The 16,815-nt window shown below is 52.3% G+C and carries 15 protein-coding genes and 1 riboswitch; of the genes, 6 read left to right on the forward strand and 9 right to left on the reverse strand.

All coding sequences use genetic code 11. From position 1 onward, the window contains the following. Positions 1-118: 118 nt before the first annotated feature. Complete coding sequence (locus SACSAC_RS27490) at positions 119-274, reverse strand: aspartyl-phosphate phosphatase Spo0E family protein (RefSeq protein ID WP_084777926.1); 156 nt, start codon at positions 272-274, stop codon at positions 119-121. Positions 275-701: 427 nt separating this feature from the next. Then, positions 702-841, forward strand: a riboswitch (cyclic di-AMP (ydaO/yuaA leader). 1 nt (position 842) lies between these two features. Here SACSAC_RS27490 and SACSAC_RS05515 point away from each other — a divergent pair. Both SACSAC_RS05515 and SACSAC_RS05520 read left to right on the forward strand, forming a co-directional pair. Continuing rightward, the gene (locus SACSAC_RS05515; protein WP_037284288.1) at positions 843-1,313 is read left to right on the forward strand and encodes a C40 family peptidase; all 471 of its coding nucleotides are present in this window, start codon (positions 843-845) and stop codon (positions 1,311-1,313) included. Between the two features lie 421 nt (positions 1,314-1,734). After that, positions 1,735-3,450, forward strand: coding sequence for an ABC transporter ATP-binding protein (locus tag SACSAC_RS05520; protein ID WP_037284292.1), 1,716 nt, complete (start codon positions 1,735-1,737; stop codon positions 3,448-3,450). 326 nt (positions 3,451-3,776) lie between these two features. Here the strand turns inward: SACSAC_RS05520 and SACSAC_RS05525 are convergent, their stop codons facing one another. Next, entirely contained in the window at positions 3,777-5,489 is a 1,713-nt protein-coding gene (locus SACSAC_RS05525) for a methyl-accepting chemotaxis protein (protein WP_037284296.1), read from the reverse strand. A gap of 269 nt (positions 5,490-5,758) precedes the next feature. On the opposite strand from SACSAC_RS05525, the gene SACSAC_RS05530 reads away from it, so the two are divergent. From SACSAC_RS05530 to SACSAC_RS05545, 4 genes are all read left to right on the forward strand, one after another. After that, complete coding sequence (locus SACSAC_RS05530; protein WP_037284300.1) at positions 5,759-7,477, forward strand: cellulase family glycosylhydrolase; 1,719 nt, start codon at positions 5,759-5,761, stop codon at positions 7,475-7,477. A gap of 268 nt (positions 7,478-7,745) precedes the next feature. Continuing rightward, positions 7,746-8,855 carry an aminopeptidase gene (locus tag SACSAC_RS05535; protein WP_037284305.1) on the forward strand — a complete coding sequence of 370 codons (1,110 nt, stop codon included), beginning with the start codon at positions 7,746-7,748 and terminating at the stop codon, positions 8,853-8,855. Between the two features lie 634 nt (positions 8,856-9,489). After that, complete coding sequence (locus SACSAC_RS05540) at positions 9,490-11,184, forward strand: cellulase family glycosylhydrolase (RefSeq protein WP_037284307.1); 1,695 nt, start codon at positions 9,490-9,492, stop codon at positions 11,182-11,184. 191 nt (positions 11,185-11,375) lie between these two features. Continuing rightward, positions 11,376-11,789: a DoxX family protein gene (locus SACSAC_RS05545; protein WP_245608584.1), complete on the forward strand. Its 414-nt coding sequence runs from the start codon at positions 11,376-11,378 to the stop codon at positions 11,787-11,789. 250 nt (positions 11,790-12,039) lie between these two features. Here the strand turns inward: SACSAC_RS05545 and SACSAC_RS05550 are convergent, their stop codons facing one another. The 7 genes from SACSAC_RS05550 to SACSAC_RS05580 all read right to left on the reverse strand — a co-directional run bounded on the left by SACSAC_RS05550 (position 12,040) and on the right by SACSAC_RS05580 (position 16,777). Next, positions 12,040-12,315: a helix-turn-helix domain-containing protein gene (locus SACSAC_RS05550; protein ID WP_037284309.1), complete on the reverse strand. Its 276-nt coding sequence runs from the start codon at positions 12,313-12,315 to the stop codon at positions 12,040-12,042. Continuing rightward, positions 12,272-12,670, reverse strand: coding sequence for a type II toxin-antitoxin system RelE/ParE family toxin (locus SACSAC_RS05555; RefSeq protein WP_037284312.1), 399 nt, complete (start codon positions 12,668-12,670; stop codon positions 12,272-12,274). Before SACSAC_RS05555 ends, SACSAC_RS05550 begins: the two co-directional genes overlap by 44 nt. A 94-nt stretch (positions 12,671-12,764) precedes the next feature. Then, entirely contained in the window at positions 12,765-13,379 is a 615-nt protein-coding gene (locus SACSAC_RS05560; protein ID WP_037284314.1) for a DUF2087 domain-containing protein, read from the reverse strand. Between the two features lie 37 nt (positions 13,380-13,416). Beyond that, positions 13,417-14,055, reverse strand: a complete 639-nt coding sequence (locus SACSAC_RS05565; RefSeq protein WP_037284317.1) for a histidine phosphatase family protein — start codon at positions 14,053-14,055, stop codon at positions 13,417-13,419. Next, on the reverse strand, positions 14,052-15,347 hold the full coding sequence (locus SACSAC_RS05570; protein WP_037284320.1) for an MFS transporter: 1,296 nt from the start codon (positions 15,345-15,347) through the stop codon (positions 14,052-14,054). The genes SACSAC_RS05565 and SACSAC_RS05570 overlap by 4 nt, the downstream gene beginning before the upstream one ends. Before the next feature lie 20 nt (positions 15,348-15,367). Continuing rightward, positions 15,368-15,673: a DUF2087 domain-containing protein gene (locus SACSAC_RS05575; RefSeq protein ID WP_037292135.1), complete on the reverse strand. Its 306-nt coding sequence runs from the start codon at positions 15,671-15,673 to the stop codon at positions 15,368-15,370. A gap of 231 nt (positions 15,674-15,904) precedes the next feature. Next, complete coding sequence (locus SACSAC_RS05580; protein WP_051506895.1) at positions 15,905-16,777, reverse strand: hypothetical protein; 873 nt, start codon at positions 16,775-16,777, stop codon at positions 15,905-15,907. Positions 16,778-16,815 lie beyond the last annotated feature (38 nt).

A 16,815-nucleotide genomic window follows, 5' to 3' on the forward strand; every position in this document is an offset into this window, starting at 1 on the left:
CAAGCAGCGAATCCGGAAAAAGCAAAAAGCGCGCAAAACGAGATGCGCGCGCAAAAGATGATTATGTATTTAGCCATTCAGCAAATATTCGCATAGAAAAAGAGAACCGTCCGTTGCCTTAATTATTTTTATGGCGCTCGTACTCGTTCAACCATTCGTCCAGCTTCTGCGATTGCACCAGAACCCGTTCATCCAAAAAGCCGAACTCGTCCGCCAACTGATGAAGAATCAGGCGTTGGCGCTCCATCTCGTTTTGAATATCTTGGCTGTTCATCGCTACGCCCTCCCGATCGAATCCTCTATACCTTAGAATCGGTAAATCAGCGTCTCTCCGAGAGAGAATTTTTAAAGTTTTATCCAATTTTTCTCTACTGCATCTCTTTATAAATCCGCTGAAGGTGCCGAAGTAATAAAAGGTTCAACAGAAACAAAAGTTGCAATCGCACTGTATTCCATGATTTCCCGCGTTTTCATTTTAACTTTTATAGATCCGCTCATCATACATGAAGTTGTAGAATTTGGACGAAATTTGAATCGTTTCGACTCAATTGTAACAAATTCGCACGTTTTTCCTAGTCTTAATTACAAATTTGTCACTTGTGTTTCATTTTTAGGCTGTTATAATCATGCGGTGTCGAGAAGTTGCGTGAAGGGTTTGACAAATCAGCAGGCAATAAGGTAGAGTATCAATAGTTACAAAATCTTAATAAATGCCGAATTTCTTTTTTGCAAGAAAACGGGGGAACCATTTCGGGTGAATTATTCTTGTTCCAGAGGGAGTATAGGGAAATTCCTACCACCGAACCCTTAGCTAACTCCGTAGGCATCAGGGGGAAAAATTTTTGAAGAAGCTTGTTATTTCCGTATTGGGTGCAGCAATCGTATTTACATCTGGGGCAGCAAGTACATACGCCGCCAGCTCCACTCCGATCAATTCCGCAGTCAGTCAAGTATCGGGAACGCCTTATAAATATGGCGGTACAACCACAGCAGGTTTCGATTGTTCCGGATTTACCCGGTACATCTTCGACAAATTCGGTGTGACCCTCGCCCGCACGGCGGCAAGCCAAGCACAGCAAGGCACAACGGTATCCAAATCCAATCTTCGTGTCGGCGATCTTGTTTTCTTCAATACAACGGGACGCGGCATTTCCCATGTGGGATTTTATGTAGGTAACGGCAAATTCGCAAATTCGTCCAGCAGCAAAGGCGTCAGCATTGCAAGCCTGTCCAACTCGTATTGGGCCAACCGTTATGTCACTGCCAAGCGCGTCACCAGCGAATGGACGTACGGACAAATGACGGACAGCTAACTTCAACGAAAATTTTAACCTTTCCATTTACCCGTTCCTTTCGGCGCATGAGCCGGGGAACGGGTTTTATCGTTTCCGGGAACCTTTTGTTATCTATAAGACGCGCGGGTTTCGGATTTAGTTGCATGTTTACGAAATTTTTTTAATTATTTTTCGGCGCGCAAAATCTGATATAGTAAACCTAACTTTTCCAAACGGGGTGAATCGGAGAATGTTCTGCCGCATCGTTCGAAGTAACTGAATTTCGGGCCGGATCAAAACGCGTACCGGCTATCAAGGGGGTAGTGGGCCTTTCGGGCCGCTCTGCCTGGTACCTTGTCTCGGATTCAGTTCTTTGTTCGACGTTCGACAGTCATTCTCTTTTTGCTGCGCCTTTTTTCGGTTCGCGGCGTCCCATCCTGTTTCGAAAGGCGGCTTTGCCATGTTAAAATCTTCGGTTTTCGCATTCAAAAAACTAATTCTTCTATATATACTTCTCGGATTCGCTTTGCAGTTCTTCAGTGCTTACGGTGTCCAGGCCTTTCAACGCTTGTTGGATTCCGTCTCCGCGTCGGCGGGGCTTGGCGAGCTTCGCGGACTGCTGGTCCTGTACGGTGCCCTGCTGGCGGCGTGCGCAATCCTCAACTATGCGTTGGAATATCCGGAGACGGCTCTTCCCAAAGGCATCGCCGAACGGCTCAAACTGCTGGCGCTCGGCCGCATTTCCCGCATGGATTACCGTGCTTACGGCAATCTCGGAACCGGTGAGCTGATCCAGACCATCGACAACGGCGCGCTCGCCGGATCAGGCATCGTGCATGGGTTCTACCTGCGCATTTTCTCCGAGCTTTTGCCGACTTTGCTGTTCAGCCTGCTCTTCATCGGCCTGTATAGCCCTCAGCTAATGTGGGTGATCGCGGGCGGCTACGCGGTAGTTTTCTTTTTGACGCGTATCCTGCTCCGCTTTCTCTATTCCATCAAAGAATCGCTGTTAATCAGTCAAGAAAAGTCGTCCCGTTATTCGGTACGCGGCTTTATGGAGTTGGTCGTATTCCGACTGAACCGTCGGTACGAACGAGAGATCCTGAAGCTGACCGGGACCGCGGAAGACATCGTGCGCAAAAATGTACAGATCCGCATGATCCATGAATCTTTTTTTGCCCTGTTCGAGTTGTTGGTCATTGTAGTCAAGATTGCGGTATTGGCGATTGGAATCACTGACATCGCTGCGGGACGTTCCACTATCGGGATTACGCTGGCGCTCCTGCTGCTGATCGACAAGGTGTATTCGCCCATCGCCATCTTCAACGTGATCTACGTCGACTATAAGCTGGATCGGCTCGCCTACGACCGTTTCGAGCGTCATATGGATGCGCCTTCGGACTCCAATCTGGAGCAAGGGGTCGACGTTGCGCGGATCAAAGGCGAGATCGTTTTTGAAAAGGTTTCTTTCGGCTATGGAGGCGATCAGCCTAACCTTTTGCGCGACGTCTCCTTCTCGCTGCCCGCGGGTTCGTCGACCGCTATCGTGGGACTCAGCGGCAGCGGGAAATCGACTTTGGTCAAACTGCTGCTGGGCCTGCTCAAAAAGAATTCCGGAAGATTGACGATCGATGGGACGGACATCGACGAAGTGAAGCTGGACAGCCTATATGCGCATCTCTCCTACATTTCGCAGGATGCTCCTGTGTTCGACGATACGCTGCGGGGGAATCTGGCGTTCGACGAGGCGATTGGAGACGCGCAGCTGTACGAGGTGCTGGACGACGCGCTGCTGGGCGAGAAAGTCCGCAGTTTGCCCGAAGGACTGGACACGCAGGTCGGCGAACGAGGCATGAAGCTGTCGGGCGGGGAAAAGCAGCGACTGGCTTTTGCCCGCGTGTTGGCGCAGAGTCGCGACATGATCGTGCTGGACGAGCCTGTCTCCGCACTGGACAACATCAGCGAGCGGCGGATCATGGAGACGGTATTGGATCGTTTTCGGGGGCGGACGCTGCTTGTCGTTGCCCATCGGCTGCACGCGATTCGGCAGGTGGATCGGATTCTGCTAATGCGCGGGGGCGAGCTGGTGGACCAAGGAGGATTTGAAGAGCTGCTGGGGCGGAGCGTTTATTTTCGGGAGTTGTGGAGTAAGGACGGGGAAAGTCCTATTCGTTAGGGAAGCTTGAGGGCGGAGGGGAAAATTACCAGCATAGGCTTCCGAAGTGCATTTCTTCGAAATGCTTCACAAGACGCTGTCTCACTCGGAAAAGTTGAATTGGATTTAAATAAGGAGTTTTCCGAGTTCAAAGGCCAACATTTTCATATATGTTACCGCAGGTTTTCTTCGAAAACCTGTATTTCACTGAATTTCTCCCTCCGCTTGTCGCTTATCTAGCGAAGGAACGTTTACCGTTCGATAGATAGGTCCGAAGGATAGAAAAAAGCTTCCGGCTGCTGCCGGAAGCTTCTTTCTTTTCCCGATCAATCGATCAACGGTTCCGCTTAAATCTTGAACTTCTCCACGATCTGCGACAGCGAATCCGCCATGTCGTTCAACTTGGCCGACGTGTTTTCCATCTCGATCATCGACGCGGACTGCTCTTCGCTCATGGCGGATACTTCCTGCGTGAGCGCGGCCATTTCTTCGGTCACGCGCGTGATTTCGCTCACCGATTCGCCGACGCTTTGCGAGCCTTGGGACATTTGTTCGACGTTCGCCGCGACTTCGGCCACCTGGGCGCTGAGCGAACCGATCCGCTCGACGATCGATTCGAACGAACTGCCTGCTTCGCCCAGCGATGCGACGCCGTGCTCCACGCTGCCGGTGCTGGATTCGACCAGCTCCACGATATCGCGGATGCCGGACGTCATGGCCGTAATGATCCGGCTGATCTCGCCCGTCGAACGCGACGACTGATCGGCCAACTTGCGAATTTCCGAAGCGACGACGCTGAAGCCGAGACCGTGCTCTCCCGCGCGGGCCGCTTCGATCGCGGCGTTCAGCGCCAACAGATTGGTTTGGCTGGACGTCTCGGAAATGTAGCCGGTAATCGACAGCACTTCGTTCGAGCGCTCCGCCAGTTCCGAGACGCTGCCCCGAATCGACGAGAAGGCGTCGGCGACGCTTTGCACTTCTTCCACGCTCTGCTTGATGCGGTATTCGCCGTCCGCCGCCATGCTCTGCGTCTGCTGCGCCAATCCCGCGACTTCCGCGGCGGCTTCGGCTACCTGCTCCAGCCCCGCGATCGTTTCTTTCATGACGGCGGTAATGTCTTCCGTTTGCACGACCTGCCGCTCCGAGCCTTCCGCCACGCGTTGGATCGACGTCGTGACTTCTTTTACGGCTCGCGAATTTTCCTGCGCGCCTTGACGCAGCGAAGACGAAGCGCCGGCCAACTGCACCGTATTGTTTTTCAGATCGCGAATCATATCCTGCAAACTGACCAGCAGCAGGTTGGTCGCTTCGCCCAGGTCTTTGACTTCGTCGTTGCTGCGGACTTCGATCCGTTTGGTCAGGTCTCCTCCCGAAGAAGCGATGTCGCCGATCGTGGCGGTAACGGATTTGAGGCTGCGCGCGATTCTCGAAGAAGTGAACCATGCCAGAAGCAGCGCCGCGATTACCACGACGGCGAGCAGCACGAACAGAAGATTTTTCAAGGTCTGATTGCTGTTATGCAAATCGTCGACGCGCTGGGTCGTCAAATTCTTTTCCGTAGTCGCGAACGTATCCACCAGTTCCCGGAAAGCATCCATGTCCGCCTTACCCGGATCATCCACGAAAAATTGGTCCAGAGCCGCGGAATCGTCCGCCCGCTTCATCGCGATCGTGGCTTCGCCGGCGACCTGAATCCAGTCTTCGATCTTCGCTTTGATCTGGTCCAACTTGTCCTGCTGGGCCGGATTGTCCGAGACCAGCTGATACAGCGCTTCATAATTTTCGTCCCATTGCGTTTTGCCCGCATTGTACGGATCCAGGTATTTGTCCTCGCCCGTGATAATGAATCCGCGCTGCCCGGTTTCCATATCGACGGCATTTTTAGCGATCTGATTGATACGGTCATTTACGTCTATATCGTGACCGGCGATAAAGTTCATTTCATCTTCCAGTTTGTCGATCTGGCCGCGGACGACCAGAATTATCGCCGCCAGAGTCAATATAACGAGCAAATAACCGAGACCGATTTTGGCTCCGATCGTGAACCTGACCTTTTTCATCTATGCTGCACGCTCCCTGTTGTAAATAAGTTCTATAAAACGATAAACAAATTGCAGTAATTTGTTTATCGGAAAAGCCTCCCCGAAAATAAAGCCCCTGCTTCAGATTTTTAATAAGCCTCTTTTTACATAGATCAAAACGACTTTTCAAAAATATTTCTTTTCCCGATAACGTTTTAAGTTCAGCGGCACGCTGTCGGGGTAAAGGATAAAGCGGTTACAAAATTTTGATTTTATACCGCCCATTTCTACATACCAAGGAGGCTCACATGTTCAAAAAAAGCTTTAAGCCCGCTTTTTCCATGCTGCTTGCCGTTATCCTGCTCCTTCCGCTTCTTCCGGCAGCGTCAGGCACGGCTTCTGCCGCGGAAAATCCGCCGAAAAGCAAAATGCAGACCTACGTGAACCAAATGCAGCCCGGCTGGAACCTCGGCAACACGCTGGATTCCGTAGGTGAAGACGAGACGGCCTGGGGCAACCCGCGCGTGACGCGAGAGCTGATCAAGCAGATCTCCCGGCAAGGTTTTAACAGCATTCGGATTCCGGTGACCTGGGACAACCATATCGGACCCGCACCCGAATACAAAATCGATCCCGCTTATCTCGACCGCGTCGCGGAAGTCGTAGGCTGGGCGCGCTCGGAGAATCTGTACGTGCTGATCAACGTTCACCATGACTCATGGGTATGGATCAGCAAAATGGAAAGCAATCATGACGAGACGCTGGCCCGCTACAATGCAATCTGGACGCAGGTCGCCGACAAGTTCAAGAACGAATCGGATAAAGTCTCGTTCGAGAGCGTCAACGAGCCTCGATTTACCGACGGCGGTACGACGGACGAAACGGTAGCGCAGGCGATGCTGGATGAACTGAACCTCTCTTTCCACGAGATCGTTCGTAATTCCGGCGGCAAAAACGCGACTCGCCCGCTCATTCTGCCGACGCTCGAATCGTCGCCGTCGCAGGAGCGCATGGACGAGCTGTACGAAACGTTCGAGCAGCTGAAAGACGACAAAAACCTGATCGCGACCGTGCACTACTACGGTTACTGGCCGTTCAGCGTCAATATCGCGGGCACGACGACATTTGACGACACGACGCGAAACGATATCATCACGACTTTCGACAATGTGTACGATACCTTCACCGCTCGCGGAATTCCGGTTATTCTCGGCGAATACGGACTGCTCGGCTTCGATAAGAATACCGATACGATCGAACAAGGCGAAAAGCTGAAGTTCTTCGAATTCCTGACCTATTATCTGAAAGAAAAGCATATCACCACGATGTGGTGGGACAACGGGCAGCACTTCAGCCGCACGCAGTATACTTGGTCCGATCCCGAACTGTACGAAATCATCCGCTCCGGTCAAAAGCAGCGTTCGTCCGTAGCCGAATCCGATCTGATTCAACTGCGAAAAGGCGAAGTCGTGACCGACAAAGTCGTGCAGCTCCAACTGAACGGCAACAAGCTCACTTCGCTGAAGGCGGACGGCAAACGTTTGACGAAAAACAAGGATTATAAACTAAGCGGCGAAACGCTGACGATTCCGGCAGCAACGCTCGAACGCTTAACCGCTTCAGGAAAGCTTGGCGTGAATGCCGTGCTGACCGCCGGCTTCACCAAAGGCCCGGATTGGAACTTCTACCTCACCGTTCATGAGACACCCGTACTGAGCGCCGCGACAGGCACGAACGCGGACTTCGCGATTCCGACCGTCTGGAACGGCGACAAGCTGGCGACGATGGAAGCCGTGTACGTGTCGGGTGGCAACGCGGGTCCGAACGACTGGACTTCCTTCAAAGAATTCGAGTCGACATTCAGTCCGAATTACAATGCGGGTGCAATCATCCTGCGCCCAGCCCTTCTCGATACGCTGCGCGACGGAGAAGCCGTGAAGCTGACGTTCTACTTCTGGAGCGGAGACAAGCTGACGTATACGGTGACGAAAAACGGTACAAGCGTAACAGGGCAACCTGCTTCGTAAGTTTTTCCATTGCATGCTAGCGATTGAACACTTCTTCCGAACAGAAAAGCCCCATAACGCAAAGCCAAAAAAGCCAGCCGCCCGATCCCGGATTTCCGGTTCATTCGGGCGGCTTTCTTTTTATGGGAAGACAACAGGGGCTTTTTATTTTATGATTAAATGAAGAACCCTTATTTCCGAATACGAAATCACCCATTTCCGTTCCGGTAGCGCTCCTCCTCTTTGCGGGGCCGGCCCGAAGAACGGATGCCCAGGAGGAACTTTTACCATGACCGATCCACGATTACGACAGCTTGCACGCACCGTCGTGCATTATTCGGCAAGTGTCCAACCCGGAGAAAAGGTACTCATCCGGGCGCTCGACGTGCATGATGCTGCGATCCTTGCTCCTTTTATCGACGAAATTCATTCAGCCGGGGGACATGCTTTTATCGACTATACCGATTATGCCGTAAACCGCCGGATGATGCTGAACGGCACAGAGGAACAATTCCGGATCGATGCCGCCATGAAGCTGGAGCAAATGAAGCAAATGGACGCGATCGTTCTGATCCTCGGCGAAGACAATATTTCCGAATACGCGGACGTCCCGGCAGCCAAACGCGACGCGTTCCGCAAATGGTATCGTCCGGTTACGGATGAACAAACGAAGAAGAAATGGATTTTGTTCAACTACCCGACCAAAGCCTATGCGCAATTGGCAGAGATGAGCACGGAAAGCTACGCTCAATTTCTCTATGACACCTGCACCATGGATTACAGCAGGATGTCCGCAGCCATGGACCCGTTAACCGAGCTGATGACGAACACCGACCGCGTGCGCATCGTCGCTCCCGGCACGGATTTGAGCTTCTCCATTCAAGACATTCCGGCTATCAAATGCGACGGAAAAGTAAACCTGCCCGACGGCGAAGTCTACTCGGCTCCCGTCCGCGATTCGGTCGAAGGCACAATCACTTTCAATACCCGTGCCTCCTATCTCGGTCAAAACTTCAGCGACGTCTCCTTCACCTTCGAAAAAGGGCGCATCACAGGCTGCCGCAGCGACAATGACGCCAAGCTGAACGAACTGCTGAATACCGACGAAGGCGCACGATATATCGGCGAATTCGCGATCGGCGTCAACCCGCATATCGACCGCATCATGAACGATATCGGCTTTGACGAAAAAATTAACGGCAGCATCCACTTCGCCCTCGGCCAAGCCTACGAAAACGCCGACAACCAAAACCGTTCCGACATCCACTGGGACATTGTCCTGCTGATGAAATCCGAATACGGCGGCGGCGAAATCTACTTCGACGACGTCCTGATCAGCAAAGACGGCCTCTTCGTCCTTGATTCCCTGAAAGGCCTGAACCCGGAAAACCTGATGTAGATTCCGCAAATCCAGCACCATTTCCTATCACAACCCCGTCCCTATACGTAAAACCCCAACTCTCCGGAAGCTGTTCCTCAAACGAACAGCTTCTTTTCTTTTGCCTTTTTCCTTGTGCCCTCTATTTTGTATATTTCTTCTTTCTTCTCCTCCCCACCATAAAATACGACTGGCGTCTTCTTCCGTGCGCGGAAGTTCTGTTCACCGGGAAGCCTAGCACCTTGTCAACATTAAAGGAATGGTTACGCCCACCTGAAACGCACCTAAAGCGTGTGCGTTTCAGTCGAACGTAAACCTCCGATCAAGAGTTGACAAGGTACTAGCGGAGAGGGAAATTCAGCTCAAAACGCCTTTGAACCCGGAAAGCCACTCCCTGAATTCCCTCCAGTCGCTTTCCGGGTGAGACAGCGTTTTGAGCGAATTTCCCTCGCAGCGCAGCCCCGCATCAAACAGAACTCCCCCGCACCGAACCCAAAGACACAAGACGTATTTTTTACATAACCCTCTAATTTTCACATGATTTTGTAGCTAATTCTCAGGGTGTTTCCAAATTATTTAATATGATATTTTAGTATCAGCAAACGCTTACATTTACATATTCGTTTGCATTACCTAATTACAAAGGAGATCGATCATGAAAAAAAGATCCGTTAAACCGATCGCTGCACTGGCTCTCGCTGCGGTTCTGCTCTTCTCCCTGCTTCCGATATCTTCCACGGCATCAGCCTCAGCCCCGCAAAGCGCTATGCAATCGTACGTCGAAGCCATGCAGCCCGGTTGGAACCTGGGTAACTCGCTCGACGCGGTAGGCGCCGACGAAACGGCTTGGGGCAATCCTCGCGTGACCAAAGAACTGATTCAGAAAATTGCGGCGCAAGGCTACAAAAGCATCCGGATTCCGGTAACCTGGGATGCTCATATCGGTGGCGCGCCGAACTATACGATCGACGCGGCTTACATGAACCGGGTCAAAGAAGTCACGCAATGGGCGCTCGACGCCAATCTCTACGTCATGATCAACGTGCACCACGACTCTTGGGTCTGGCTGAGCAAAATGGAAAACAACCATGACCAAACGCTGGCACGTTACAATGCGGCTTGGACACAAATTGCAAATGCCTTCAAAAATAGTCCGAACAAACTGATGTTCGAAAGCGTGAACGAACCTCGCTTCACGGACGGCGGCACGACAGACGAAGGCAAGCAGCAAGCACTGCTCAATGAGCTGAACAATTCGTTCCGCAATATCGTACGTTCTTCCGGCAGCGGCAATACGACCCGTCCGCTCGTCATCTCGACGCTGGAAGCTTCGCCTTCGCAGGAGCGCATGACGGCAACATACAACGAAATCTCCAAATGGAACGACAAAAACATTATCGCGACCGTCCATTACTACGGCTTCTGGCCGTTCAGCGTAAACATCGCCGGTTATACGACCTTCAATCAAGAAGTACAGAACGACATCACAACAACCTTCGATAACGTCTACAACACCTTCGTAGCTAAAGGAATCCCGGTCATTGTTGGTGAATATGGCTTGCTGGGCTTCGACAAAAACACCGGAGTCATCGAACAAGGCGAAAAACTCAAATTCTTCGAATTCTTCGGTCAGTACCTGAAACAAAAACAAATTGCGACTATGCTGTGGGACAACGGTCAACACTTTAGCCGTACCCAGCACACCTGGTCCGATGCCGATCTGTTCAATATGATCAAGACAAGCTGGAGCGGACGCTCCGCCACGGCTTCCAGCGATCTGATCTACGTTAAAAAAGGAGCTGCCGCGCAAGACAAAAATGTAACGCTCAACCTGAACGGACGCACGCTCTCTTCGCTGACGGTCAACGGCACGACGCTGCAATCCGGCACGGACTATACGCTGAGCGGAAGCAATCTGACGTTCAAAGCTTCCCGTCTGAGCCAACTCACCTCCTCCGGCAACCTGGGCAAAAGTGCTGTAATCACGGCCAAATTCAACGGCGGCGCGGATTGGAAGTTCAACGTCGTGCTGTACCAAACGCCGAAACTGTCGAACGCAAGCGGCACGACTTCATCGTTCTCGATTCCGACGGCGTTCAACGGCGATCAGCTTGCTACGATGGAAGCCGTGTACGCAAGCGGCGGCAACGCCGGCCCGCAAAACTGGACGTCGTTCAAAGAATTCGAGACGGCTTTCAGCCCGACCGGCAATGCGATCAAGCTGCAACCGGCTTTCTTCAACGAAACGAATAACGGCACGGTCAAACTGACCTTCCACTTCTGGAGCGGCGAAAAAGTGACGTACACGATCAACAAAAACGGCTCGAACGTAACAGGAACGGCTTCTTAAACCCGGCCATTCGATTATGAAAAAGAAAAGCGTAACGTTTCCGGCGGCATCCGCCGTTCGAAACCGTTACGCTTTTTTGTCATGCTTGGCGTATGGCCGTCGATACAAGGGTAATAAACGATAGCTTGCAGCATTTTCCAATCCATCAATCGAAGCCGCAACCAGGCAACCCCATCTACGAGGAGCTGAGCATGATGAACGACCGCAATCCCCCGACCACCGTCCCGCGCACGATCGGACGTATTTTGTTCGCGCTGTTATTCGTGGCGGCAGGCATCTATCATTTTCAGGAAACGATCGGCTTCGCCGCCATGCTGCCCGACTTCGTTCCGCTGCGAAAATGGATCATCTGGATCTCGGGCGTAGCCGAATGGATCTTGGCTATCCTGCTGTTCGTGCCGCCGATCCGCAAAAAGATGGGCATCATCATCTCGATTTTCCTGATCGCGATCTTCCCGGCCAACATCTACTCCGCGATCATGAACATCCCTATGCCGGGCCAGCACTATACGCCGCCGATTTATCTGTGGCTCCGCCTGCTCGTGCAGCCGCTGTTCATCTGGTGGATCATGTGGGCGACCTCGGTTCCCAAAGATAAGCGTTGAATAAAGCTTAGATCAAAAAAGCTGCCGGGCAGCTTGGGGCGTGTCTTCAAACCTCGACGGAAGCAGATTTTGCCGAATTTTCGTGCTGAACAAGGAACTTTTCCGCAGTCGTGCCGGGGCACGTCAAGGGAAAGTGACGCGGCGTTGCCGGAATCGTACACGCTTTAGGTACGAATCCGGAGCAGCGCGAAAAGGCGGCAAAAGATGCACGTTGGCAGGTTTGAAGACACGCCCTAAGCCCGGCAGCTTTTTATTTAAAACTGATTGTCAATTCTTTATCCATGGCTGCCGCGATTTCATCCAACAATTTCACGGATACATTCATGCTTCCATTTTCGATCCTGGCAATCGTAGACTGAGGTTTTCCTGTCTTCTCTGCCAACTCCCGTTGAGAAAGACCTTTTTCTTCACGGAGTTTCATTAAAGCTACGGCCGCTTTGAGACGAGTATCTTCCGTTCTGAACTCACGCTCGAATACAGCACTATCCTTTTTCCTCTGTTGAATTAATTTGTCGATTCTGCTCATTTTGATCCTCCTTATACGTTGCACGTAAATTTTTGGCATGCTCGATTTCAGAACGAGGCGTTTTCTGCGATTTTTTTGTGAATCCGTGTGTAATCACATAATGTGTTCCGACTTTCTGAAAGTAAATCGCTCTTTGAATATTCTTTCCGATTTGCGATCTTAACTCGTACAAGTCGCCCTCTAACTTTTTTACCCACTCCATTTTAATCGCTACAGCAAGTCCATGTTCCTCTGTATTTTTAATGACAGCCAACAATTTTGCTTGATCTTTTTCAGGTATCGAATCAAGAAAGTCTTCAAATTCACTTGATCCGTCTTCGTTGCGGATATAATCGAACTCCACTTTTTTATTCATACACCCATGATAGCATATACGCTATCAAAATCATCAAATAAACCTTAAATTTTCATACAAAAAAGCTGCCGGACAGCCTAAGCCCGGCAGCTTTTTATTTCAACGTCTCCCAGCGCTGCCACAGCTCAGGCGGGTTCAGTTCGTAAATCCCGTCCTCGCGGAACATGTACTGGTGCATAATGAACTCCCGTCGTAACGTAGCAAAGTCTTCGTGGAAAGTCTTGATAAACTCGTTAATCTCTTTCTCCTCGTACTTGCACCCCGGCTCAAGCCGCTTGACCATTTCTTCGAGCACGATCAGCTTTTTCTTGAGTTGCGCCGGGATGCTCTTCAGACGTCCGTCGGACGCGATGAAGCTTTTCAGCACGGAGGCACGGGTCTTCTCCTGCTGCTCGGTGATCGTAGGATCGACTTCGGCCGAAACTCCTTCCGCACCGTGACGATAGATCAGATCCGCCGTGGCCGAACCGCTGGTGCGAATAAAATAATCGTCCAGCGAAAAGTAAATCGTATTTTTATCCCGCCGCTCCCGGATCAGGCTCGCTGCCCTAAGCTTGGTTGCGTGATGCGTAATGGTAGCCGGCGTGACGCTTAACCGCTGAGCCAGCGCCTGCCCGTTCAATTCGCCTTCGCGAAGCAGGATCAACATTCGGATACGCGTGGGATCGGCCAGCGCCTTGTGATACGCGACCAATTTTTCTAATTGCATGCCAACCGAACTCCTCTCGGGTGGATTTGGTTCCCCTTCAATTAGAGCATGAATCCGACGAAGGAAGCAAGTTGGTCAGATGGCGCGTATCCGCGAAGATCCCTAAGCGATACCGGCCCTTTTCGACGATCAATTCCGTGACGGAGCATTCGGGAATCAAGAGGCTTTGGACAACTGTAAAATCGGGGTTTACCGCATTCAACTGCTCAACATCCAGCGTCAAAGCCAGGAAATCAGTGATCAATCCGCCGTGCGTGAAAAATACAATCTCGCTGCCCGTCGTATAACGTTCTGCCCAATCCTTAAGCGCTCTCTGCATTCGCTTTGCCGCCTGCCGAGCCGAATCGCTACCGTCCAGCGGCATATGATCCGGCTCACGTGTACAACGTTCCCACTCTCTAACAAAGTCTTCAAAAGACTGCCCCGGTACATCCCCCCAATTCGCCCGTTCACGCAAGCGGATATCTTCGAAAGGTTCAATCTGAACTTCGCGAGCCAGAAATTCCGCCGTTTCTCGGGCTCGTGTCAGAGGGCTAGTGACGATTGCGGAAATCGACTTACTTTTTAAAAAGGTGGCTGTTTCTTGGGCTTGGCATCTTCCTGTCGAGGTCAGCGAAACGTCACCGCAAAACGCTTCTTTTAATCCATGGCGAACCAACCAAAACGTAACGCTCATCCTGTCTTGCTCCTTTCAATTCCCGGATGACCTGTAGCCTGCGCATTCAATTGCCTTCGAAGCGGAAGCAGTACCAACGACGGGATGCAGGATGCGACGATCAAAAGTCCCGCGATCAATCCGATGACTCTGGCAGGCAGGTAGTCAAGCAGAACCCCCGCCGCCAGCATCGAAACGCCCATGGAGACATTGGATAACGTCTCGTTCAGCGCGAAGGCGCGTCCGTGCACCTGCTGCGGCACGGCTCGCATCATGAGCGTCGCCAGTGCCGTGTTGCCGACACCTCCGCCCAGCGTCGCAAGCAGGATACACGCTGCGCCCCAGAACAGATTCGGCGCACCGCTGACCCCGATATGCGCCAATCCTTCCACGGCAGCACCGAGAATGACCGCTTGTACCGGCCAACGTTTGAACGACGGCGCCAACAGACCGCCCAAAATAAAACCGATGCCCAGCGAACCGTACAAAACGCCGACTCCGCGATCGCCTGCGCCAAATACTTGATACCCGTAAACGCTGATCAGCACATTGATCGCCCCTCCGCCGATCGGCCAGGCGATAGACTGGACAGCAACGACCTTCATGAAGGACGAACGGCGAAACGTTCGCCAGAACGCGGAAGGATCATCTTCGGCGTTCCTTGAGTCAAACCCCTTTCCGCGGAACCGTCTATCGAGCTTATTTCCGAACTGTTGCCCGTCGTTTCCGTTCACCGGCTTGTACGGCATGCGCCAGACCCACAACCCGGAAATCAAAAACGTCGTCGCGTTCAGCAGAAACGACCACTGCGGCCCGAACGCTGCGCTCGCCACGCCGCCAAGCATCGCCCCGAGCGTCATGTTCATACCGCCGAGCGTCTGGTCGAACGCATTGGCCGCCTGAAGATTTTCGCCCCGTACGATCCTCGGAATAAGCGACTGCCGCGCGGGCAAAGACAGCGCCGAGAATACCACCAACCCGACCGTCGCGACATAAGCGATCCATACCTCATCCGGCGAATCGACCAATAGCAGGGACAAAGCCAGCACGATCCGCGAAAAGTCCGACACGATCAGGATCGCTTTTTTATTGCGTCGATCGGCAAGAATCCCTCCGACCGGACCCATCACGAGAAAAGGCAGCGTTCTTGCCGCCAAGGTGATGCCGACCGCCATTCCCGAGCCGGTCAATTGAAGCATAAGGCTCAAAATCGCCACGCTGCTGAACCAATCGCCGATGCCGCTGACGAAGTTGGCTGCGGCAAGCTTGCGGTAAGCCGGTTCTTTTTTTAACACTCCAATCAGTTCGTTCATTCTTCCCTCCTGCAAGCTTTCTAAGAAAGCTCCTCCCAGCGGCGTGCGGCCGACCGGGCATTGCGCCTATATACGTCATTTTCTCGGGTCATGAAGCCTTGCACGATGAATTCCCGGCGAATCGTGGCAAAGTCTTCGTGATACAAGCGGACATACGCATTGATCTCGCTCTCCTCGTACTCTCGTTCCCTATCCAGACGGTCAACCAAGTGCTCCAGCACGATCAGCTTCTTTTTCAGTTGGGACGGGATGCTTTTCAGTCGGCCTTCTTTATCGAAAAAGTTCCGGATAACGGAATCTCGTAACTTATGCTGCTGTTCGGACAGACTGATTAGGCTGGGAGAAATCGCTTGATTCGAATATTTTTCTACCATCTTGCTTACCTCCTGGGTAATGCGGATTGATCAAATCCGCCTATTTAATTTAACAATTATCTAATTAGTTATTTGTTAAAATAGATCATAATAGCTGTCCCCATGTTTGTCAACGCAAAAAAAGCGCCGGCTGCATCGCAGCCAACGCTTTCTTCTCTTTTTCACCTGCATGCCGTGCAAGATTTACGCTTCCGGCAGTAGCATCCGCCAGAACTGCCAAGCCGCTACGTATTCGTTCAGCTCGCTTCGATTCTCCGCAGCACACTGGCCCATCCGGCAGTAGACGCGCAGCAGCGCTTCCTGCACCAGTCGCTCTTGATCCACGGCTTTCTCGTCCAGCAGCGAATAAGCTTCGAACAGCACTTCCAGCGACAAATCATCCGGCGTCGAGCAGAAAGCCTGCACCAGATCGTACAGAACCGGACCCGCCGTCGGCTTCGCTTCCAACACGCCTGCCAGTTCTTTGTCTTGGAAAACGAAGCTCGATGCGTCCATGTTGCCGTGCAATAAGAATTTGCTTCCCGTATTCGCCAGCGGCTCAAGCAGCAATGCTACGCGTTCGCAATCTTCTGCGGGCTGCAAGCCGTTCAAATTCTCGCGCGCCTTCGACAGCTCGCGCTCGTTGAATTCGCTCCAAGACGAGCAGGGCTCGGTCAATCGCCCCCATTTGCCTCCGGCTTCGTCCGCTTCGTAACGGTTCAGCAGCTCGGTCACGAGCAGCGGCAGCCAGACTTTTTTCGAACCGCGGCCTTCCGCGTCGTGTCCCGTCGTTCCGGCAACGTAAGGCTGAACCAGATACCCTTTGACCGGATCGGCGTACAGAATCTTCGGCAGCAAAGCGCTGTCCGGATAAGCTTTGTGCAGCTGCTCGGTCATCGCGACGTTCTCCGGCGTGTCCATGCGCAGCGCGTACTTCGGCTTCCCGTCCGCCGTGAGCAGATACGTGCGCTTGCCTTCTTCGTCTTGTTCCGGCTTTTCCCGAAGCTCGACGGTCTCGATGATGCCTTTCATAAACAAATGCTGAATCGTGGCGTAAATGCGTGGTGCGAGTGTCATGCTTTCTTTTTCCCCCTAGTGCTTGGTTGCCTGTGTGT

It is taken from the genome of Saccharibacillus sacchari DSM 19268, from assembly GCF_000585395.1.
Taxonomy (GTDB): domain Bacteria; phylum Bacillota; class Bacilli; order Paenibacillales; family Paenibacillaceae; genus Saccharibacillus; species Saccharibacillus sacchari.

Excerpts from the sequence above, each read along its gene's own strand:
- SACSAC_RS27490 (WP_084777926.1), bottom strand. The coding sequence starts at position 274 with ATGAACAGCCAAGATATTCAAAACGAGATGGAGCGCCAACGCCTGATT.
- SACSAC_RS05520 (WP_037284292.1), top strand. The coding sequence starts at position 1,735 with ATGTTAAAATCTTCGGTTTTCGCATTCAAAAAACTAATTCTTCTATAT.
- SACSAC_RS05525 (WP_037284296.1), bottom strand. The coding sequence starts at position 5,489 with ATGAAAAAGGTCAGGTTCACGATCGGAGCCAAAATCGGTCTCGGTTAT.
- SACSAC_RS05530 (WP_037284300.1), top strand. The coding sequence starts at position 5,759 with ATGTTCAAAAAAAGCTTTAAGCCCGCTTTTTCCATGCTGCTTGCCGTT.
- SACSAC_RS05535 (WP_037284305.1), top strand. The coding sequence starts at position 7,746 with ATGACCGATCCACGATTACGACAGCTTGCACGCACCGTCGTGCATTAT.
- SACSAC_RS05540 (WP_037284307.1), top strand. The coding sequence starts at position 9,490 with ATGAAAAAAAGATCCGTTAAACCGATCGCTGCACTGGCTCTCGCTGCG.
- SACSAC_RS05545 (WP_245608584.1), top strand. The coding sequence starts at position 11,376 with ATGATGAACGACCGCAATCCCCCGACCACCGTCCCGCGCACGATCGGA.
- SACSAC_RS05550 (WP_037284309.1), bottom strand. The coding sequence starts at position 12,315 with ATGAGCAGAATCGACAAATTAATTCAACAGAGGAAAAAGGATAGTGCT.
- SACSAC_RS05555 (WP_037284312.1), bottom strand. The coding sequence starts at position 12,670 with ATGAATAAAAAAGTGGAGTTCGATTATATCCGCAACGAAGACGGATCA.
- SACSAC_RS05560 (WP_037284314.1), bottom strand. The coding sequence starts at position 13,379 with ATGCAATTAGAAAAATTGGTCGCGTATCACAAGGCGCTGGCCGATCCC.
- SACSAC_RS05565 (WP_037284317.1), bottom strand. The coding sequence starts at position 14,055 with ATGAGCGTTACGTTTTGGTTGGTTCGCCATGGATTAAAAGAAGCGTTT.
- SACSAC_RS05570 (WP_037284320.1), bottom strand. The coding sequence starts at position 15,347 with ATGAACGAACTGATTGGAGTGTTAAAAAAAGAACCGGCTTACCGCAAG.
- SACSAC_RS05580 (WP_051506895.1), bottom strand. The coding sequence starts at position 16,777 with ATGACACTCGCACCACGCATTTACGCCACGATTCAGCATTTGTTTATG.